This is a genomic window from Williamsia sp. M5A3_1d, from assembly GCF_053345315.1.
In genome coordinates this window covers 103,986-124,255 of sequence record NZ_JBKEZX010000001.1, presented here as the reverse complement: position 1 = coordinate 124,255, position 20,270 = coordinate 103,986, and the positions used below count along the sequence as shown (strand labels likewise).

Here is a 20,270-nt window from a genome sequence, read left to right as displayed (position 1 = left end):
GGTGCTCTCCCGCAGGACGCTGATCGTCGCCGGGTTCGGTGCCCTCGGCGTCCTGGCCGTCTACGTGCAGCACCTGATCATCGGATACGACGTCCCGTTCTGGGGACTGTTCGACAACCAGCTCGATCTCGACGTCTACCGCGCCGGGGCCCGCACCGTCCTCGACGGCGGGCCCCTCTACGACGCCAAGTTGCTGGGTCAGATGGACTACACCTACGCCCCGGTGTCGGTGGTGGTGTTCACGCCGTTCGCGTGGATGTCGTTCCTCGCCGCCCGCATCGTCTGGACCGCTGCGATCTTCGTCGCGCTGTATCTCGTGATCACCCTGTCCTTCCGGGCGTTGGGCCGTCCGATCACGCCGCGCCTGCGGGTGATCGCGGTGTCGTTGGTGCTGGTGGCGGCACTGATGGAACCGGTCCGCAGCACCATCTGGTTCGGGCAGGTCAACATCTTCCTGATGGCGGTCATCCTGTGGGATCTGCTGCGCGCCGACGGCTCGCGTCTGCACGGGGTCGGCACCGGCATCGCCGCGGGCGTGAAGCTGACTCCGCTGATCTTCGTGCTGTACCTGGTGGTGCAGCGTCGGTGGCGGGCCGCGATCGGCGTGATGGTCGGGTTCGTCGGGACGATCGTGGTGGCGTTCGCGGTTCTGCCCCGCGACTCGTGGCGGTACTGGACGGGGACGTTCTTCGACTCCGATCGTGTCGGCGTGCCCGACACCGTCGGCAACCAGTCGATCCGCGGGGCCCTGGCCAACTACTTCCGTACCGACACCCCCTCGACCGTCGCCTGGCTCCTGCTGGCACTGCTCGCGGCGGGCCTCGGGATGTGGGCGGCGGTGGTCGCGCATCGACGCGGCCAGGAACTGCTGGCCGTGACGTTGGTGGGGATGACATCGTGCGCGGTGTCGCCCATGTCGTGGGGCCATCACTGGGTGTGGGTGGTACCCCTCGGGGTGATCGTCGTGCACCACGCGCTGGTGGCGCGGACCCGGATGACGGCGCTCGTGGCGGGATCGGCCGCCGTCGCGCTGCTGCTGGTGACGTTCGCGTGGCGCACGGTGATCGACGGTCCGATGACCTTCGTCGGCGACACCCACCCCGACGCCCGCTACACGGGTCTGTTCTTCAAGCACGGCATCGAGTGGCTCCGGTGGTTCACCCTCGACCCCTACAACTGGGTGTTCGTCGTGGCCGCGGTGACGACACTGGTGATCCTGGTCCCTGCACGGATGTCCGTGTTCGAATCCCGGGCGCTCGCCGTCGATGGTTATCATTCCTGACGATCGACGCCACCTGTGTCGATCGAGTCCAGGAGTGCAACAGTGGCCGCGCGAGCGATGTCGTCCGACAGTGACAAGGTCGTCGGGCGCGAGGTGACCGGGAGAACCCTCCCGCGTCACCCCGCCCTCTACGCGATCCCCGTCGCCCTCACCGCGGTCGCCCTGTACCTGCAGTACGCCTACATCCCGTTCCACGCGCGCGTCTTCGGACTCTTCCGGAATCAGGCCGATCTCCGCGTCTACCGCGCAGGGGCCCAACACCTTCTGCACGGGCAACCCATCTACGACCGACCCGTGCTGGGGCATTTCGACTACACCTACACGCCGTTCTCCACGGTGGTGATGCAGCCGCTCGCCTGGGTGAGCAAGGACGTCGCCGTCGTGGCGTGGTCGATCCTGGTGGTGGTGGCTCTGTTCTACGTGGTGGTCGCGAGCTTTCGGGCGCTGGGCTATCGCTTCGATGCGCGGCTCGTGGTGGTGGCGACGTCGCTGGTGGGGATCGCGCTGCTGCTCGAGCCGGTGCGCACCACCATCTGGTACGGCCAGATCAACGTCTTCCTCATGGCCGTCGTGATGTGGGATCTGCGGCGTCCCGAGGGCAGTCGTCTCCGCGGTGTCGGGGTGGGGCTCGCCGCCGGCGTGAAGCTGACCCCCGCGTTCTTCGTGTTCTTCCTCGCCGTCACGCGCTCGTGGCGGGCGGTGGCGGTGGCCGCGGCCACCGGTGTGGCGACGGTGCTGGTCGGGGTGGTGTTCATCCCGAAGCAGTCGTGGATGTTCTGGACCGACAAGGTCTTCGACTCCCAACGCGTCGGCGATGTGCGTAACCCGGCGAACCAGTCGTTGCGCGGCGCGATCGCGCACATCTTCGGCACCCGCGAGCCGAACACGGCGCTGTGGCTGTTGGCGGTCGTCGTCGTCGCGGCCCTGGGACTGGGAGCCGCGGCTGCTGCCCATCGCCGCGGCAACGACGTCCTCGCACTGTCGCTGACGGGTATGACGACGACGGCGGTGTCGCCGTTCTCGTGGGGACACCACTGGGTGTGGTTCGTGCCCCTGCTGGTGGTGACGGTCGACCTCGTGTTGCGGGCCTGGACGCGAGGGGCGTACGTGCGCGCCGTGACGCTGATCGCACTGCCGGTGGCTCTCGTGCTCTCGACGTTCGTGTGGAAGTTCTTCGTGCCCGAGGGCGCCCTGGGGTTGCGACCCTTCTACGGGATCGGCCTGTTCATGAACCCGGTGCCGCCATGGTTCGAGTGGTTCGCTGCGCAGCCCTATCTGTGGGTCCTGCTGGTCACCGCGATCGCGACGCTCGGCGCGTATCTGATCGGTGGGCGCGCGACGTCGACGCGTGGGGCGGGTGACGTCACCGACGAGCCTGTGGACAGTGCTGTCGGTGGGCGCCCGGCGCGTCGGTAGGCGCCGGTAGTCTTTCTCGCGTGGCCCTGTACCGGACGTATCGACCAGCTACGTTTGCCGACGTCGTCGGGCAAGAACATGTCACCGAGCCGCTGTGTCGGGCACTCGATTCCGGCCGTATCAACCACGCGTATCTGTTCTCGGGGCCGCGCGGCTGCGGCAAGACGTCGTCGGCGCGCATCCTCGCCCGGTCACTGAACTGCGTCGAGGGCCCCACCTCGACACCGTGCGGCGTGTGCGACTCGTGCGTCGCGCTCGCGCCGGGCGGCCCGGGCAACCTCGACGTGATGGAACTCGACGCGGCCAGTCACGGCAACGTCGACGACACCCGTGAACTGCGTGACCGCGCCTCCTACACCCCGGCGTCGTCGCGGTACCGGGTGTTCATCATCGACGAGGCGCACATGGTCTCGAGCGCGGGCTTCAATGCGCTGCTGAAGGTGGTGGAGGAGCCGCCGGAGCACCTCATCTTCATCTTCGCGACCACCGAGCCCGAGAAGGTGCTGCAGACCATCCGGTCGCGCACCCACCACTACCCGTTCCGGCTGCTCGCGCCCGCGGTGATGCGCGGCCTGCTCGAGTCGATCTGCGCCAAGGAGAACGTCACCGTCGCGCCGCCGGTCTTCCCGCTGGTGATCCGGGCGGGTGGCGGCTCGCCGCGTGACTCGCTGAGTGTGCTCGACCAGTTGCTGGCCGGTGCCGGGCCCGAGGGCGTGACCTATGAGCGTGCGCTGGCCCTGCTCGGCGTCACCGATGTCGCGCTCATCGACGACTCGGTCGACGCGTTGGCCGAGTCGAACGGCGCCGCCCTGTTCGGTGCGGTCGAGCGGCTGGTCGACGCCGGCCACGATCCCCGCCGTTTCGCGGTCGATCTGCTCGAGAGGTTCCGCGACCTCATCCTGCTGCAGGCCGTGCCCGATGCGGTGGAGCGCGGGCTCGTGGAGGTCCCCGAGGACCAGGTGGAACACATGCGGGCCGAGGTCGAGCGCATCGGCCCGGCCACGCTGACGCGCTTCGCCGAGACCGTGCACGCCGCACTGGGGGAGATGCGCGGCACCACCTCGCCGCGCCTGCTCCTCGAGGTGATGTGCGCCCGCATGCTGCTGCCCTCGGCGTCGGACGCGGAATCGGCAGTGCTGCAACGGATCGAACGTATCGAGGCGCAGCTCGCCGGCGGCGCACCCGCGGTCACGGCGCAGATCGGCGCATCGGCACCCGCAGTGGTGCCCGGACCCGCCGGACCGCCCGCCGCGCCCGCCGACACCGACGCGGGGTCGAAGTTCGTGCGCCCCTCGCAGCGTCGTGAGGTCGAGTCCGAGCCACCACCGGAGCCCGAAGCGGCGCCCGCCGTTGCGCCTCCGGCGCCGACCGGCGATTCCGTCGCCGAGCCGGTCGCGGTCGTGCCCGACGCGCCCGCCGCCCCCGAGGTGGCCCCGGAGCCCGAGCCGGTCGCTGCCGTCGAACCCGAGCCCGAGGTCGTCGACGAACCCGAGCCGGAGATCGCCGACGAACCCGCCTCCGAGGTCGAGCCCGAACCGCCCCTGCTCGAACCCGAGCCGGCCGAGCCTGAGCCCGAAGCGGAACCGGCCGAGCCCGCCGCAGCCGATCCCGGCGCACCCGCCGCGCCCGGAGTCGACGTCGAGACCGTGCGCGCGAAGTGGGCCGATGTCCGCGCGAAGATCGGTGAGCGCGACAAGATCATCCAGGTGATGCTGTCGGCCGCGACGGTACGAGCCGTCGAAGGCTCGACACTGGTCATCAGCCACGACGCGGCGCCGCTGGTGGCACGACTGTCCGAACCGCGCGGTCAGACGGTGATCAGCGCGGCGATGGGCGACGTGTTCGGCGGCGAGTGGTCGATGCGCTGTGTGCACATGGCCAACGACGCGGCATCGGCGGCGACGGTGAGCGACCCGACTGGTCCCGGCCGCAAGGGTGGCACCGCGGAGAAGACCACCTACACGCGCCGCGGTGGGCGCAGTGGATCGAACGGCCCGGCTGCGGGGTCGTCGGACGAGCCGCCGCCGCCCGAGGAACCATCCCCGGAACCGGCGCCACCGGTCGCCGACGAGGACCTCACCGACGCCGATCGTGACGAGATGATCGCCGACGCCCGCGACAGCGAACCCGATCCCCGCATGGATCCCGAGCAGGTCGCCATGGCGCTGCTCGTCTCCGAACTCGGCGCCCGCCCCATCGACGGCACCTGACCCCCGGCGTCGTCACGTGGCCAACCGGCGGGTCAGGCGTTCCACCACGGACGCAGGGGAAGGCCGTTGCCGCCGTTCTCGTCGAGCTTCACCGCGAGCACCTGATGCAGCTGGATGATGTTGCGCTCGAAGCCCACCCGGCAGGCGGCCATGTACAGACCCCACAGACGTGCCGTCGACTCACCGACCTCGGCGACCGCGTCATCCCAGTGGGCCACCAGGTTCCGGTTCCAGTCGCGCAGCGTCATCGCGTAGTGCTCGCGCAGGTTCTCCTCGTGGACCACCTCGAGGCCGGCGTCCTGCATCGCCGCGATGATGGTGCCCGATCCCGTCAGCTCGCCGTCGGGGAACACGTAGCGGTCGATGAACGCACCCGCCTTGTGCTTGCCCTTGTTGTCCGGACGGGTGATCGAGTGGTTGAGCATCAATCCGCCCGGCTTCACCTTGTCGCGCATGAAGCCGAAGTATGCGGGGTAGTTGTGGACGCCGATGTGCTCGGTGAGCCCGATGGACGAGACCGCGTCGAATCCCGTCTCGGTGACGTCGCGGTAGTCGCTGAACCGGACCTCGGCGAATTCCGCGAGCCCCTCCTCGGCGATGGCCTTCTGCGCCCAATCGGCCTGCTCGGCCGACAGCGTCGCACCGATCGCGTACACGCCCTGGCGTGCGGCGTACCGCACCATTCCGCCCCAGCCGCAACCGATGTCGAGCAGACGGTCCCCCGGCTTGAGGCCGAGCTTCTCGAACACGAGGCGGTACTTGTTGTCCTGCGCGGTCTCGAGGCTCGCGTCGCGCTCGGGGAAGCATGCGCAGGTGTAGGTCATCGACGGCCCGAGAACCCACTCGTAGAACGTGTTCGACACGTCGTAGTGGTGGTGGATCGCCTCGGCGTCACGGGTTCGGCTGTGCCGCAACCCTTCGGCGATACGACGCCACCGGGGAAGCGCCTCCTGCGTGGGCGGGGCGATCGGCTTGAAGTGCTCGAGCCCCAACGACCGGGTGATGTTGGCCAGCGTGATCGCGTTCGGTCGCGCGAAGCTGACGTTCGCCGACAGGGCCTTCAGCGCGTTGTACGGGTCCCCGGGAGGGCTGCCCAAGAGGTTCAGGTCACCGGAGATGTAGGCCCGGGCCATCCCGAGGTCGCCCGGTGCGGTCACCATGTACGTCGTGCCGCGCGGGGTGACGAGATCGAGCCCGTACTCGGCGTCGGTCGGTCCAGCCGCGCTCCCGTCGTACGCGGTCACCCGCACCTGTAGGTCGCCGCCGGCGATGGCCTCGACGATCTCGGCGAGAGACAACTTCGGCGCCGACCTGATCGACGGAGAACCGCCGCGGGTGGATGTTCCGTGATTCGCCATCATCGACGCTTCACCGCTTTCGAGTAGAGATCCAGGAAACGCGCTCCCGGGTCGAACTGTTTCTTCAGACGCCTCATCGCGTCTCCGCCGTACAACTCGTCGAACTGCTCCTCGTCGTAGAACGCGTCCGAGTACAACGATTTGTGGCCGTCGAGCCGGGAGACCTCGGCCTCGATGAGCCGATTGGCGCGGCCCTCGATCGCATCTTCCTGGATCGGTACCGCCGACCAGAACCCGACGTTGACGTAGGTGCGGTTCGGCTCCAGCGGGTACAGCGGCCACGGCCGATCCGAACCCGGATCGCTTCCGGGGCTCGCTGCGTCCCCGGCGCGGAGACGCAACGGACACAACCAGAGCGGCTCGATCGGAATGTTCTGCAGGAACCACTCGAGGAACTCGGTGGTCCGCTCGATGGGGACCTCGATGTCCTGGACCACCCGCTCGTTGGGCGGCTCACCCTTGCGGGCATTGAGTCGGTCGGCGATGTCGTAGCGGTGGTCGAGTGCGATCAACTTCCAGTAGAAGCTGCTGCGCAGCAGCCTCTTCGGCCAGAACCGGCGGATCCGCGGGTTCTGCGCACCGAAAGCCCGTGAGCACCAGAACCAGTCGGTGTCCCAGCGCCACAGGTAGTCGTGGATCGTCAGCCGGTCCCGGATCGGCGTCGAGGCCGTCGCGTGCTGGATCGACCGGTAGAAGATGTCGGAACCGGTGTAGTCGCTCACCGGTCCCTCGACCGCGCTGCGTCGGCCGAGCGTCAGGTAGGCCTCGGTCGCGGTGAACACGACGCCGTCGAGGTAGTCGACCGCCTCGCCGTCGTGGCTGCCGTCGGTGATGATGCGGTCCATCGTGTCCTGCAGCGTCGCGATGTCGGTGAATCGCAGGTGGCGCAGTTCCACGAAGGGGTCGACGCGCTCGAGTTCGATGCGGAGCCGGGTGCTGTATCCCAGTGTCCCGTAGGAGTTCGGGAAGCCGTGGAAGAGATCCGCGTTCTCGTTGGTGGGCGTCGCGGTCATGATCTCGCCCGAGCCGGTGAGGATGTCCATCTCGAGCACCGACTCGTGCGGGAGCCCGTTGCGGAACGACGTGCTCTCGATACCCAGACCGGTGACGGCGCCACCGAGGGTGATGGTCTTGAGCTGCGGGACCACCAACGGCGCGAGACCGTAGGGGAGGGTCGCGTCGACGAGGTTCTCGTAGGTGCACATACCGGCGACGTCGGCGGTCATCGCCTCGGGATCGACCGAGATCACGCGGTCGAGGCCGGAGACGTCGAGACCCGGGTAAGGGTTCTTCGCACGACGGCGAAAGAGGTTGGAGGTCTTCTTCGCCAGCCTGACGGTGGCGTGGGCGGGGATCGCGCGGTAGCTGGCGAGAAGTGTCTCGACCCCGCGGGCGTAGGCCTCGGGACCCATCTCCCGGCCGGTCGACCGCGCAACAGCTGTCACCGTCGCTGTGTCTGACGTCATCCCGATGAGACTAGGACCCCGCTCTGCGCCCCGCCAACCAGCCACCGGACACAACCTCATGGCGGGTGGATGAACACGTACCGGACGCGTGCCACGATTGGCTCATGGACGCCACCGCACTGCGCGAACTGCAGAAGCCGCTCAAGGATTCGTACAAGGAACAGCCCGAGGCCGCCCTCGCGCCGCTGCACGCCGTCGGGACGTTCACCGACGGCGACATCACCTGCACCGTGGACAGCTGGGCCGGGCCCATCACCGCAGGTCTGCACCCCACCACCGGCGGCGACGGCAGCGAGGCGTGCTCGGGCGACATGTTGTTGCAGGCGCTGGTGGCCTGTGCCGGTGTGACGTTCCGCTCGGTCGCGACGGCGATGTCGCTCGACATCCGCAACGCGCAGGTGCGTGCCGACGGCGCCTTCGACGCCCGCGGGACCCTCGGCATCGACCGCGACGTGCCCGTCGGGATGACCGACATCTCCCTGACCTTCACCTTCGACACCGACGCCGACGACGCGAAGGTCGCCAAGCTGCTCGAACTGACCGAGCGCTACTGCGTGGTCGCCCGTACCCTCGCCGGTTCCGCGCCGGTGGCGGTGAAGCGGGGCTGACGCGACGGTGACGGGCGGCAGACGCCGCGCCGATCCGTACCCTGTGCGGTGACATCCGCCCGCGAGAGCGTGGGCGGGAGACATCGAGGAGATTTACGTGGCCCAGGTTTCGGCGACCCAGTCGATCGACATCAACGCAGCCCCCGACGCGGTGCTCGCGGCGCTGTCGGACTACACGGTGGTGCGACCGCAGATCCTGCCCGAGCAGTACCTCGACTACCAGGTGGTCAGCGGGAAGGCCGGCGCGGGAACCGTCGCGCAGTGGACGCTGCAGGCGACGAAGAAGCGCTCCCGCAACGTGAAGGCCACCGTCACCACCGACGGCAATTCGATCACCGAGACCGACGCGAACTCGACGATGGTGACCACCTACACCGTCACCCCGGCGGGTTCGGGTTCCACCGTCTCGACCACCACCGCATGGCAGGGTGCCGGCGGCATCGGCGGGTTCTTCGAGAAGACCTTCGCCCCCAAGGGCCTCAACCGGATCCAGTCCGCGCTGCTCGGGAACCTCAAGACGCGCCTCGAGAAGTAGCAGCCGATGTCCCGCCGTCGGCAATCGCCGCTGCCGGCGCGGGACGGGGTCGACGCGACGCGTGTGGTGCCGCGAACTTCCGCCCGGGCCTTCGACGCCCTGCGGGCGCAACGGGCGTTGGCGCAGATCGACGACACGGCTCTGATGGCGAGGTTCGTCGACGGTGCTGTCGTCGACCGCACCGGTCGGGCCGTGAGCGCGGACTCCACGGTGCCCGCCCTGGCGCCGCTGTTCCTCTACCGTGACCTGTCGGTCGAGGTGGAGGTCCCGTTCGCGCTCGACATCCTCCACATCGACGACGACATCGTGGTGGTCGACAAACCGCACTTCCTCGCGACGATGCCACGGGGGACACACGTCACCGAGACCGCGTTGGTCCGTCTGCGTCGACTCCTCGGAGAGGACGCGGTGAGCCCCGCGCACCGGCTTGACCGTCTGACGGCCGGGGTCCTGCTGTTCACCCGGCGGCCCGAGGTCCGACGTGCGTATCAGGACATGTTCGCGGAGCGGCGGGTCGTCAAGGAGTACCGCGCTCTCGCGTCCACGCCCCCGGCCGGTGTCACGATCCCGTGCGACGTCGCCGACCGGATCGAGAAGGTCAGGGGCAGTCTGCAGGCGCAGGTGGTCGACGGACCGGTCAACGCACGCACCCGGATCGCCGCGGTCGAGCCCGGTCCGACCGACCAGACCGCCCGGTACCGCCTCCTACCGCTCACCGGCCGCACGCACCAGCTGCGACTGCACATGGCACGGCTCGGGACACCGATCGTGGACGACCCGCTCTATCCCGACATCGACGACGAGCTCGCGTCGCTGCCGGATTCGGGCGACTTCTCCCGGCCCCTGCGTCTCGTCGCCGCCGAACTCACCTTCGACGACCCGCTGACCGGGCGCACCCGCACCTTCCGGTCGCGCCGCGACCTCTGATCCGAGGGTGCGACCATGGTCGGCATGATCGTCGCGTCGTACGACCGCATCGCCGATCTGGCGTTCGAGGCCGTCGTCTTCCTCGACACCGAGAGCAGCGACTGCTTCCAGATCCAGCGTGACCTGCTGACCCAGGTCACCACCACGGCGCCGACGTACCAGGTCAGCACCGGTGTGAGCGCTCCGATCCCCGACGGCATCACGCAGTGGCGGCGGGTCGGGGACCGGTTCGAGTTCGCGCTCACCGCCCGCGCGTCCCGCATCTTCGGGGGCACCGATGTCCTGTCGTTCGACGCCGAGGCCGCCGACGGCGTGACCCTCGACGAGATCGCCGAGCACGTGGAGCGGTTGCTGCGCTGAGACCGGGGCCGCGCCCACTACTCTGGAGCCCGTGGATCCCGAGAACCCGATGGCAGGACTGTTGGCGCAGGCGCAGAAGATGCAGGAGCAGCTTCTCGCCGCGCAGAACCAGATCGCGGAGACCGAGCTGACCGGCACGGCCGGAGGCGGCCTGGTCACCGTGACCGGAAGCGGCACCGGCGAGGTCACCGGCGTGACGATCGACCCCAAGGTGGTCGACGTCGACGACGTCGAGACGCTGCAGGATCTGATCGTGGGCGCCCTGGCTGATCTCGCGGGCAAGCGCGACGCCCTGGCCTCGCAGACCATGGGGCCCCTCGCCGGTGGCCTCGGCGGTCTGGGTGGTGGGCTGCCGGGATTCGGCGGCCCCGGCATCGGTCAGTGACAGACCCGTGTACGAAGGACCGATCCAGGATCTGATCGACGAGCTGGCCAAGCTCCCCGGTCTGGGACCGAAAGGCGCACAGCGCATTGCGTTCCACCTGCTCGGCTCCGAGAACCAGGAGTTCGACCGGTTGATCGCCGCGCTCGGACACGTCCGCGACGACGTCACGTTCTGCGCCGAATGCGGCAACGTCTCTGCCGACAAGCTGTGTCGCATCTGCTCCGACGCCCGTCGCGACACCACGAAGATCTGTGTGGTGGAGGAACCGAAGGACGTGCAGGCGATCGAGCGGACCAAGGAGTTCAAGGGCCGCTACCACGTGCTCGGTGGCGCCCTCGACCCCCTCGGCGGCATCGGCCCCGACCAGCTGCGCATCCGAGAACTGTTGCGGCGTCTGGGTAATCAGGCCGACGGTGTCGACGTCACCGAGGTGATCGTCGCCACCGACCCCAACACCGAGGGCGAGGCCACCGCGACCTATCTGGTGCGGATGCTCAAGGATTTCCCGGGACTGTCGGTCACCCGCCTCGCATCGGGTCTGCCCATGGGTGGCGATCTCGAGTTCGCCGACGAGCTCACCCTCGGCCGCGCCATGTCGGGGCGCCGGGTCCTCACGTAGCCGTCGCCGTGTCCTCGCCTGCTCTCGACTCCCGTGTGATCGCAACGGGTCTCGCCGATGAGCTCCGAACCGGGATCGTGGTGATCGACGGCCCGTCGGGTGCGGGCAAGTCGTCGTTCGCCGACGATGTGATGGCCGCGCTGCGGGAGAGGCGTCGTGGTGCGGTACTCATCCGCACCGACGAGTTCGCGACGTGGGACGATCCGGTGGGCTGGTGGCCTGAGCTGGAACACGAGGTGCTGCAGGCGTATACGCGGCGGCACGACTATCGCCACCGGCCCCGGGTGTGGCGCGGCGATGTCGCCGAACCCGGTCCGCGGGTGTGGATCAGGTGGGAACCACTGCTGATCATCGAGGGGGTCTCGAGCGCGCGGAGCGCGATGACCGGACGTGCGGATCACGCATTGTGGCTCGACGGACCAAGTGCCCCGGAGCGCCTGGAACGAGCGGTGGCCCGCGACGGTGAGAGCACCCGGGAGCACCTGCGACGGTGGCAGGACTTCGAGGCCGGCTGGTTCGCCGTCGATCGCACCCGCGAGCGATGCCGGGTCGTCGGCTGATCGACCTGGTGCGTCTCAGCCGCCGGACACCAGCTGTCGCGGGTCGAAGACCACCCGGATCGCACTGATCTTGCCGTCGACGACGGTCTGCCAGTTCACGGTGGGGGCGGGCTCGGCGACGGTGGTGTGCAGGCGGAACCACGTGATCACGTCCGGGCCGTCGACGGCGACCTTGAGGATCTCGAGGTCGGCCAGGATCTCGGACATGCCGCGCAGCCCCGCCACGCAGTCGTCGGCGTTGTCGAGCGAGGCCAGTGGGCCGTCGAAGGTCACGTCGTCGGCGAGGATCGATCGGAGGGTGTCGAAGTCCTTGTCCTTCCAGGCGGAGAAGTAGGTCGCAGAGATCTCGTTGACTGTGTTCATGTCCCGATCGTCGGCCGGCAGGTGGTGTCGGGTCCAACGACTTGTGGTGATCGAACCCATCACCGTCGATTGTCGCCGCAGGTCAGTGCGGGGGAGCACTAGTGTCCCGGTATGGAATTGCGTCAGCTCCAGTATCTCGTCGCCGTGGCCGACGAGGGCGGGTTCACCCGTGCCGCCCGTCGTCTGTACGTCACCCAGTCGGGCATCAGCGCGCAGATCCGTCGCCTCGAACGCGAGCTGGGGGTGACGCTGTTCGATCGTGGCGCTCGTGTGGCCACGCCGACCGCGGCCGGTGCCGTCGCGATCGATCACGCCCGCCGCGTCCTCGCCGAGGTGCGTGCTCTCGGCCGGGCCATCGTCGAGGTGGGCGATCTGGTGCAGGGGCGACTCGACCTCGGCGTGGTGACAGCATTCGGAAGCGGCGCGCTGGTCGAGGCGCTCGCGGAGTACCACCGCGCACATCCCGATGTGGCGATCGAGCTGGTGGAGGGACAGTCGGCCGCCCTCGTCGATCGTGTGCGTGAAGCGGATCTCGACGTGGCCCTCGTCGGCGTCGCCGAAGCGCCGCCCGCCGGCCTCGAATCCCGCGTGCTGGTGCGCGACCGGTTGGTGGTGGGCGTGACACGTGATCATCCGCTCGCCCGATCGACCCACCTGACGATGGCGGAGGTGTGCGCGCACCCGATCGTCTGCCTCCCGGTCGGCAACGGCATCCGGGTGGCGTTCGAGATGAACTGCGCGCGGGCGGAGGTGGTCGCCGACGTCCGACTGGAGGCCAGTGCCCCCGATGCGATCGCGGATCTGGCGGCGCGCGGGCTGGGCGTGGCTGTACTCAGCGAGTCGTCGATCGGCGAATCGCGTGCCGACGGGCTGGTGTCGGTCCTCATCGAGGACGCTCCGGTTCACGCTCTTCTCGCCCTCGTGTGGCGTCCGGAACCGGTTCCGGCTGTGCGGCGATGGTTGGAGATCGCGGGTGATCTGGGGTTCGAACGTCCGCGTACCTGATCGGCGCGCTAGTCGAGTTCCTCGAGCGTCGGCCCCAGGTCGGCCCGCTCCCAGTGGCGCCGGGTGTTCTCGAACCACAGCAGCTCATCGATCGAGACCATGTGACCACGCACCGGGTGCGAGGCGCCGGCCCGGACGACGAAATCCGGTGAGTCGGTGAACTCGGCCTCCAGCACCATGGCCGTGAGGGGCACTCCGGACGCCTCGATCGGTGGGAACTCGACCAGCGTGCACGCGTGACGCCAGAAGGTCGTGATCGTGATGGGGTCCCCGGTGTGGTCCGTCGCGACGGAGGTCACGGTGACGCCTCGCTCGCGCTCCGCGGTGCTCTGGCCGACGACGGACCAGTCGAGTGCGCGGCACAGCCCGGTGACCAGCGACCACGTCCAGGTGTCGAGATCTGCCACATCGCAGGGACTCTCGACACGGATGCCCAGAAACAGCTGGTGTGTGGTGGCCGCAGACATCCGGTGACCATCGCACACGGCCACGACAATTCCTGCGGGGAGTTCAGCGCCTCGCGGCCGCAATCCGTTCGCGGCGGAGTTGATCGATCTCGGGCAGGTCGAGGGGTGCGAGCGGGGCGCCACCCATGGCCTGCGACAGCAGGTGATCGGCGAGTTCCGGGTTGCGGGCGAGAACCGGACCGTGAAGGTAGGTGCCGATCACCGATCCGGTGACAGCGCCGTCGGCCCGATCGCCGGCGCGGTTGCCGTGACCGGAATCGACACGGGCCAGGGGGACCGAGTCGGCGCCCAGAACCGTTCCGCCACGGTGGTTCTCGAAGCCGGTGAGCTGCTGGATGAGGCCGGGCAGGGTGGGACTGGTGACCAGTTCGCCGATGCTGCGGGTGGCCTGCGGGGTCGTGGTGAGGTCGAGCATCGAGACGCCCTCGACCCGCTCACCCGCCGACGTCTCGTACCAGTGGCCCAGCACCTGGATGGCCGCGCAGATCGCCAGGACCGGGACGCCGCGCTGGGCGGCTTTCTGTAAACCCGGGTGGCGCAACAGGTGTCGGGTGGCGAGGCGCTGCGCGTAGTCCTCGGCGCCGCCGAGTGTGTAGACGTCGAGGGAGTCGGGTACGGGATCGTCGAGGGTGATCTCCACGATCTCGGCGTCGATCCCGCGCATGCGGGCGCGTTGCCGGAGGACGAGCGCGTTGCCGCCGTCACCGTAGGTGCCCATCACGTCGGGAAGCACCAATCCGATTCGGAGGGTGGAGGTGTGATCAGCCACGGCGCGCGCCCTCCGAACGTTCGATGCGGTCGATGGCGACACCGAGATCGCGGAACGCGGTGTAGTTGGCGAGGACATCGACGCGCCCGGGCGGGCACGAGGCGATGGCCACGAGCGGATCGGGGATGGTCTGGTGCTCGGCCCCGGCGTAGATCAACCGCACCCCGAGATCGGATGCGCGTTCGCCCGCGGCGACCACGGTGGTGTTCTCGAAATGCTCGAAACGCACGTCCCACAGCCACGAGAGGTCCTCGCCGTCGGGCACCTGACCGTTGACGGCGATCACCAGTCCGGCGGCGTCGGGGTCGATCATCGACAGCGCCTCCTGCCACCCCGCGGGGTTTTTTGCGAGCAGCAGACGTACCGAGTGCGGGCCCACGGTCCGTACCCCGTAGCGTCCGGCGACCTCACCGACCTCGGACACTGCGACAACCGCGGTGTACGGATCGGCACCCATCGCGACCGCGGCGGCCACAGCCTGGGTCGCGTTGCCGCGGTTGGCCTTACCGGGCAGCGTGAGCGTCATCGGTGCGGTGAACCCGTCGGGTCCGTAGATGGAGTGGTCGTCGAACCACCATGTGGGAGTGGGACGTCGGAAGTCGGTGCCGCTGCTGAACCACACGTCACCGGAGCGGATGATCGGCTCGCCCGAGCGGGGGCAGCTGACCGAGTCGTTGGCCCACCCGGCTCCGGCGGCCACCCACACCACGTTCGCCGCGTCGTACGCCGCCGAGGCGACGAGCACGTCGTCGCAGTTGGCGATCACCGTCATCTCCGGGTGCCTGTCGACGCCCTCACGCAATCTGCGCTCGATGATGTTGATCTCTCCCACGCGGTCGAGTTGATCGCGCGAGAGGTTGAGCAGCACGAGTACATCGGGATCGACGGCGTCGGACACGTGCGGGACGTGCAGCTCGTCGACCTCGATCGCCGCGTACGGGGCATCGCGGCCGAGGGTGAGCGCGGCGATGATGCCGGCGTCCATGTTCGCGCCGTCGGCCTGACTGATGACGGAACCGAGCGAGGCCAGCGCGGCCGCGGTCATCTTCGTCGTCGTGGACTTGCCGTTGGTACCGGTGATGAGTGCGGTGGCCTTGCCGCCGGCGAGTCGCCCCATGATCGAGGGGTCGATCTTCGCCGCGATGAGGCCACCGATCATCGAGCCTTTGCCGCGACCGGTTCTCTGGGAGGCCCAGCGGGCTCCTGCGGCCGCCGCGAGCGCCGTCCGAGTGCGGATCGGGAGGCGCGCCCGGGGGGTTCTGGGAGCGTCGGACATGCCGACGAGTCTGTCACAGGGACCGCTCTGCCCGCCGCGCCCATCATGCCGCCCAGGCACCCGAGGATGACCACCGCCGCCCCGATGAGCTGCAGCGCAGACGGGTCCTCGCCCAGCGCCAGCCACGAGGCGGTGATCCCCACCACGGGCACCAGCAGCGAGAACGGCGCCACGGTGCTCGCGGGGTGCTTGCTCATCAGATAGGTCCACAGTCCCGACCCGGCGATGGTCCCCAGGACGATCACATATGCGAGGCCGCCGAGTGCGATCAGGCCCTCGTGGGTGAACGCAGTCGACAGTGCGTCGACCCCCGCCGAGGGCCCCTCGATCACCAGGCTCACCAGGTACAGCGGGATCGGCGGGATCACGCACATCCACAGCGTGAGTCGCATGGGGTTGTCGGGCTTGGCCAGACGGCTGCCGAGGTTGCCGAAGGCCCAGCCGAGTCCGGCGATCAGGGTGAGCAGCATCGGCAGCACACCGATCCCGGCGCCGGCCTCGGCTCGGTCGATCCCGATCAGCACCATGCCCCCGACCGCGACACCGATGCCCAGCACCTGCCGCCGCGTCATCCGCTCGCCGAGCAGCAGCACCCCGAGGACGACGGTGAACGGCGCCGACGACTGCAACACCAGCGATGCGAGACCGGTCGGCATGCCGGTGGCCAGCGCGAGGAACAGGAACGCGAACTGCACGATCCCGAACCCGGTGCCGTAGAGCAGCAACCAGCGCACGGGGACGTTCGGGAACGGGACGAACAGGATCACCGGGATCGCCATCACCGCGAACCTCAGTGCGGCGAAGAAGAACGGTGGGAAGTGTTCGAGCCCCGCGTGGATCGCGATGAAGTTGAGTCCCCACAGGACCACGACGGTCAGGCCGATCAGACGGTGGCGAGTACTCATGGTCATCATCGTGAGCGTCCGCGCTGCTTCAGGACAATCGAATTGTTATGGATTGTCCGTGTAGTTTTTCTACATGGATGTCCACCGACTGCGGCTGCTGCGGGAGTTCGCCGATCGAGGCAGTGTCGGCGCCGTCGCCGATGCGATGCGACTCACGCCGTCGGCGGTGTCGCAGCAACTCAAGGTGCTCGCTCGTGAGGCGGGGATCGAACTCCTCGAGCAGCAGGGCCGAGGGCTGCGGCTCACCGACGCGGGCCGCGCGCTGGTCCTGCGGGCCGACGAGGTGATCGCGGCCGTCGACCGGGCCGCCGACGAGATGGCCGCCCGGTCTCGCACCACCGTCGGTACGGTGCGACTCGCGATGTTCCCCTCCGCCGCGGCCCTTCTCCTGCCAGGGCTGTTGTCGGCGACGAGATCGTCGGGGATCGAGCTCGTGGCCGCCGATGTCGACGTGCCCTACGCGTCGGCGTCCGACACCCTCGCCGACCACGACCTCGTGCTCACCCACCGCGACGAACGCGCACCGTCGATCACCTCACCCCGGGTGCGTAGGTCGGTGGTGATGCGTGAGCCCGTCGACCTCGTCGTCCCACCGGATCATCGGCTGGCCGATCGGGAATCGGTGAGTCTCGACGACCTCGACGACGAGGACTGGATCAGCGTGCGCGGTGGGTTCCCCGTCGACGACGTGCTGTTGTCGCTCGCCACGGTCACCGGTGTGGCGCCGCGAGTCGTCCACCGCATCAACGACTTCGCCGTCATCGAGGCCATGGTGGCCGCCGGGCACGGCATCGCGCTGATCCCACGACACGCCGTTCGGCATCCGCAGGTCCACCGACTCGTGCTCTCGGGTGTCCGTGCTGCGCGCGTCTACGAGATCCTGCACCGGCCCCGCGCGCTCGATCGTGTGGTGGTCGCGTCGGTGGCGACCACACTGTCGGACGAATGCTCGCGGTTCGAGGGCCCGGTTCGCGACGAATGGTCAGCTGGTGTTCGTGATGGTCACCCCGCGCCGTCTACATAGTTCGCAGTACAGCACTCATCAGCAGCCAATTCCTGCGCGCCAGGTGACCCCGGCTGTCGGTCGTCGTGCTCACAGCTCGACCGCGACGGCGTTCACGAGGTCTCGATGGTGAGGACCACCCTGCCCGACGGTCGACCGTGCTCGACGAGATCGTGTGCGGCCGCGATCTCCTCGAGCGGAGACTCCTCGATGACCGGCACCAGGCGCGTGTTCTCGGCGGCGGCCGCGGTGAGGTCTGTGGCGGCAGCGCGTTTCGCCTCTCGCGAGAAGTCGTCACTGCCGAGAAGGTGGATCGACACGTTGGCGAACAGCAGCGGCCACAGCGGGAAGGTGGGGCGTGGGTCGGGACTGCCGTAGACGGCGATGACGGCGTTGTTCGCGACGACCGCGGAATCGAGCTCGATGTTCGCCGAGAACGCGACCTCGATGATGCGGTCGACACCGCCCGGCGCGACCGCGCGTATCCGCTCGGCCGCGTCGGACTCGAGGGAGATCACGGAGTCGGCCACCGAACCGGGGACCCGTGCGACGTCGGTGTCGCGACGGACGGTTCCGATGACGGTCGCGCCCCCGCGTCGTGCGAGCTGGGCGGCCAAAGACCCCACGGCGCCGAGCACCCCGTGGACGAGCACCGTCTTCCCCTCGACCGGCCCGTCGGCGAACACCGCGCGGTGCCCGGTGATGCCGGGGATCCCGAGCGATGCACCCACCGAGTCGCTCACCTGATCCGGCAGGTCCACGGCCAGATCATTCGGCACGACCGTGCTCTGCGCCGCGGTCCCGAACGGCCGATAGGACTGGGCGCCGTAGATCCACACCCGGGTACCGACACGAGCCGGGTCGACGCCGGGTCCCGTCGCGTCGATCACGCCGGCACCGTCGCTGTGCGGCACCACGCGGTCGAACGCCATCGGTGCATCCAGCCAGGCCTGGCGTTTCTTCACATCGCCGGGGTTGATGCCCGAGCGGGTGAGTTGTACCCGGACCTCGCCGTCACCGGGCTCGCTCTCGGCGATCTCGCCCACCTGGAGGACCTCGGTCGCCGGACCCTGCCGGTCATAGAACGCAGCGCGCACGGGCTCGCCTCTCGTAGGGGATACCCCCATCCAAGACGCCACGGCCGCCGACCGTTCCCCGCCGCGCCGATACGGCCGGATTCGCGGGTCAGCTGAACTGGTAGTCGCTCACGGGGAACGTCGATGCGGCCGCGAACGACGCCGATGTCGACGTCGGACGCAGCAGCGCGGCCTCGCCGTGCTGGTTGAAGTAGTAGCTGCGCGAGGTGGAGCACTGCCCGCCGTAGAAGACCGAGTCGCCGAGTTTCTCGGTCACGTCGTCGAGGAAGGCCGAGTTCGCCTCGTCGGTGACCTCGAAGGTGGCCGCACCACGGCGTTCGAGTTCGGTCAGCAACCGCTTCATGTGGGCCATCTGCGATTCGATGGTGGTGAAGTACGACAACCCGCTGTAGGAGTACGGGCTGTTGAGGCTCAACAGGTTCGGGAATCTCGGCACCGTGATGCCCTCGTAGGCCTGGAAGCGGTTCTCCCGCCACCATGCCCCGAGATCCCGACCCTCGCGACCGACGATCGTCAATGCCGGGAAGTTGACGTCCCACAGGTTGAAGCCGGTCGCGAGCACCAGGGTGTCGATGGGCGTGCGGGTGCCGTCGGCGGTGATCACCGCATCAGCGGTGAACCGTTCGATGGACGAGGTCTGCAAGCGGGTGTTCGGCCGGTTGAAGGTGCGGAAGTATTTGTTGGAGAACGTGGGTCGCTTACAGCCGAAGTCGTAGTGCGGCGTGAGGGCCCGTCGCGTCGTCCGATCCCGCACCGACACCCGCAGATGTGCTCGCGCGACCGCGGCCGCGATCCGGTTGACCGCCTTGGCCTGTCGGAAGTGCAACACCCCGACCACCATGATGGCCTCGAGGATCGCGTTGTTCACCGTGCGGGCCACCCGTTGCGTGTTGGGGACGCGGGCGAAGAGTCGCTGGACGACGCGCGGTATGGCGAAGTCGATCTTGGGGACCACCCAGATCGGCGTGCGCTGGAACACCGTGAGATCGCTTGCGTGCGCTGCTATCTCGGGGATCAGCTGCACGGCGGTCGCGCCGGTCCCGATGATCGCGGCGCGTTCGCCGGCGAAATCGTGGGTGTCGTCCCACCGCGTGGTGTGGATGATCTTCCCCGCGAAGGTGTCGATGCCGGGGAAGTCGGGCGTGTACGGCTGGGAGAGGAACCCCGTGGCGGTGACGAGGAATCGACCGGTGAGCGTCTCGCCGTCGGCGGTGGTGACGACCCAGTGCTGCTCTGCGTCATCCCATTCGGCACGCTCCACCACGACACCGAACCGCATCGACCGACGCAGATCGTAGGTGTCGGCGACGTGTTCGGCGTAGCGCTTGAGTTCCGCGCCCGGGGCGAACAGTCGTGACCAGTACGGGTTCGGCGCGAAGGAGTACGAGTAGGTCACCGAGGCGATGTCGACGGCGAGACCGGGGTAGTGGTTGACGTGCCATGTCCCGCCGAGGTCGTCCTCGCGTTCGAGGATGGAGATGTTGTGGAGGCCGAGTTCGGCGAGCGCGATGGCCGCGCCCATGCCGCCGAAACCGGCGCCGACGATGATCGCGTCGAACTGTGGTGTCATCGTCGACCCCTCAGATAGGTGGTACGGGAGGTAACAGTTATCCGAGGAGTGTCGTGCATGTCCGCTTCGGCGTCAAGGTCGACCGCCGG

General features: G+C 68.7%; 21 protein-coding genes. 12 read left to right on the top strand and 9 right to left on the bottom strand.

Features of this window, described 5'->3' with window-relative positions; translation table 11 throughout:
• The first annotated feature begins 1 nt into the window (after nt 1).
• The 3 genes from ACLBW1_RS00635 to ACLBW1_RS00625 are packed head-to-tail and all read left to right on the top strand — an operon-like array spanning nt 2 to nt 4,908.
• The gene (locus ACLBW1_RS00635; RefSeq protein WP_447809464.1) at nt 2-1,282 is read left to right on the top strand and encodes a glycosyltransferase 87 family protein; all 1,281 of its coding nucleotides are present in this window, start codon (nt 2-4) and stop codon (nt 1,280-1,282) included.
• 57 nt (nt 1,283-1,339) lie between these two features.
• Complete coding sequence (locus tag ACLBW1_RS00630; RefSeq protein ID WP_447809463.1) at nt 1,340-2,698, top strand: glycosyltransferase 87 family protein; 1,359 nt, start codon at nt 1,340-1,342, stop codon at nt 2,696-2,698.
• Nucleotides 2,699-2,718: 20 nt separating this feature from the next.
• Nucleotides 2,719-4,908 carry a DNA polymerase III subunit gamma and tau gene (locus ACLBW1_RS00625; protein ID WP_447809462.1) on the top strand — a complete coding sequence of 730 codons (2,190 nt, stop codon included), beginning with the start codon at nt 2,719-2,721 and terminating at the stop codon, nt 4,906-4,908.
• A 32-nt stretch (nt 4,909-4,940) separates the two neighbouring features.
• Here ACLBW1_RS00625 and ACLBW1_RS00620 read toward each other — a convergent pair whose 3' ends face one another.
• Nucleotides 4,941-6,266 (bottom strand): class I SAM-dependent methyltransferase, encoded by a 1,326-nt coding sequence (locus ACLBW1_RS00620; protein WP_447809461.1) that lies wholly within the window; start codon nt 6,264-6,266, stop codon nt 4,941-4,943.
• Complete coding sequence (locus ACLBW1_RS00615; protein ID WP_447811091.1) at nt 6,266-7,678, bottom strand: FAD-binding oxidoreductase; 1,413 nt, start codon at nt 7,676-7,678, stop codon at nt 6,266-6,268. The genes ACLBW1_RS00620 and ACLBW1_RS00615 overlap by 1 nt, the downstream gene beginning before the upstream one ends.
• 158 nt (nt 7,679-7,836) lie before the next feature.
• Here ACLBW1_RS00615 and ACLBW1_RS00610 point away from each other — a divergent pair, with 158 nt between their 5' ends.
• The 7 genes from ACLBW1_RS00610 to ACLBW1_RS00580 all read left to right on the top strand — a co-directional run bounded on the left by ACLBW1_RS00610 (nt 7,837) and on the right by ACLBW1_RS00580 (nt 11,726).
• Complete coding sequence (locus ACLBW1_RS00610) at nt 7,837-8,340, top strand: OsmC family protein (protein WP_447809460.1); 504 nt, start codon at nt 7,837-7,839, stop codon at nt 8,338-8,340.
• 97 nt (nt 8,341-8,437) lie between these two features.
• Entirely contained in the window at nt 8,438-8,875 is a 438-nt protein-coding gene (locus ACLBW1_RS00605) for an SRPBCC family protein (protein WP_447809459.1), read from the top strand.
• A gap of 6 nt (nt 8,876-8,881) precedes the next feature.
• Nucleotides 8,882-9,802, top strand: coding sequence for a pseudouridine synthase (locus tag ACLBW1_RS00600; protein ID WP_447809458.1), 921 nt, complete (start codon nt 8,882-8,884; stop codon nt 9,800-9,802).
• Between the two features lie 15 nt (nt 9,803-9,817).
• Nucleotides 9,818-10,162, top strand: coding sequence for a hypothetical protein (locus ACLBW1_RS00595; protein ID WP_447809457.1), 345 nt, complete (start codon nt 9,818-9,820; stop codon nt 10,160-10,162).
• Between the two features lie 49 nt (nt 10,163-10,211).
• Entirely contained in the window at nt 10,212-10,547 is a 336-nt protein-coding gene (locus ACLBW1_RS00590) for a YbaB/EbfC family nucleoid-associated protein (RefSeq protein WP_447811089.1), read from the top strand.
• A gap of 7 nt (nt 10,548-10,554) precedes the next feature.
• Complete coding sequence (gene recR, locus ACLBW1_RS00585) at nt 10,555-11,166, top strand: recombination mediator RecR (protein ID WP_055785114.1); 612 nt, start codon at nt 10,555-10,557, stop codon at nt 11,164-11,166.
• Nucleotides 11,167-11,174: 8 nt separating this feature from the next.
• Nucleotides 11,175-11,726: a uridine kinase family protein gene (locus ACLBW1_RS00580; protein ID WP_447809456.1), complete on the top strand. Its 552-nt coding sequence runs from the start codon at nt 11,175-11,177 to the stop codon at nt 11,724-11,726.
• 15 nt (nt 11,727-11,741) lie between these two features.
• On the opposite strand, the gene ACLBW1_RS00575 is transcribed toward ACLBW1_RS00580, so the two are convergent.
• Nucleotides 11,742-12,089 (bottom strand): nuclear transport factor 2 family protein, encoded by a 348-nt coding sequence (locus tag ACLBW1_RS00575; protein WP_447809455.1) that lies wholly within the window; start codon nt 12,087-12,089, stop codon nt 11,742-11,744.
• 111 nt (nt 12,090-12,200) lie between these two features.
• On the opposite strand from ACLBW1_RS00575, the gene ACLBW1_RS00570 reads away from it, so the two are divergent.
• Complete coding sequence (locus tag ACLBW1_RS00570; RefSeq protein ID WP_447809454.1) at nt 12,201-13,094, top strand: LysR family transcriptional regulator; 894 nt, start codon at nt 12,201-12,203, stop codon at nt 13,092-13,094.
• Nucleotides 13,095-13,102: 8 nt separating this feature from the next.
• Here ACLBW1_RS00570 and ACLBW1_RS00565 read toward each other — a convergent pair whose 3' ends face one another.
• The 4 genes from ACLBW1_RS00565 to ACLBW1_RS00550 are packed head-to-tail and all read right to left on the bottom strand — an operon-like array spanning nt 13,103 to nt 16,511.
• Complete coding sequence (locus ACLBW1_RS00565) at nt 13,103-13,561, bottom strand: hypothetical protein (RefSeq protein WP_447809453.1); 459 nt, start codon at nt 13,559-13,561, stop codon at nt 13,103-13,105.
• Nucleotides 13,562-13,604: 43 nt separating this feature from the next.
• Nucleotides 13,605-14,330: a type 1 glutamine amidotransferase gene (locus ACLBW1_RS00560; protein ID WP_447809452.1), complete on the bottom strand. Its 726-nt coding sequence runs from the start codon at nt 14,328-14,330 to the stop codon at nt 13,605-13,607.
• The gene (locus tag ACLBW1_RS00555; RefSeq protein WP_447809450.1) at nt 14,323-15,489 is read right to left on the bottom strand and encodes a MurT ligase domain-containing protein; all 1,167 of its coding nucleotides are present in this window, start codon (nt 15,487-15,489) and stop codon (nt 14,323-14,325) included. Before ACLBW1_RS00555 ends, ACLBW1_RS00560 begins: the two co-directional genes overlap by 8 nt.
• Nucleotides 15,486-16,511, bottom strand: coding sequence for an EamA family transporter (locus ACLBW1_RS00550; protein WP_447809448.1), 1,026 nt, complete (start codon nt 16,509-16,511; stop codon nt 15,486-15,488). The genes ACLBW1_RS00555 and ACLBW1_RS00550 overlap by 4 nt, the downstream gene beginning before the upstream one ends.
• 73 nt (nt 16,512-16,584) lie before the next feature.
• Here ACLBW1_RS00550 and ACLBW1_RS00545 point away from each other — a divergent pair, with 73 nt between their 5' ends.
• The gene (locus ACLBW1_RS00545) at nt 16,585-17,535 is read left to right on the top strand and encodes a LysR family transcriptional regulator (protein WP_447809446.1); all 951 of its coding nucleotides are present in this window, start codon (nt 16,585-16,587) and stop codon (nt 17,533-17,535) included.
• A gap of 92 nt (nt 17,536-17,627) precedes the next feature.
• Here ACLBW1_RS00545 and ACLBW1_RS00540 read toward each other — a convergent pair whose 3' ends face one another.
• The gene (locus ACLBW1_RS00540) at nt 17,628-18,560 is read right to left on the bottom strand and encodes an NADPH:quinone reductase (RefSeq protein WP_447809445.1); all 933 of its coding nucleotides are present in this window, start codon (nt 18,558-18,560) and stop codon (nt 17,628-17,630) included.
• A gap of 139 nt (nt 18,561-18,699) precedes the next feature.
• A complete protein-coding gene (locus ACLBW1_RS00535) occupies nt 18,700-20,181 on the bottom strand; it encodes a flavin-containing monooxygenase (protein ID WP_447809444.1) in 1,482 nt (493 codons plus the stop codon).
• Between the last annotated feature and the right edge of the window lie 89 nt (nt 20,182-20,270).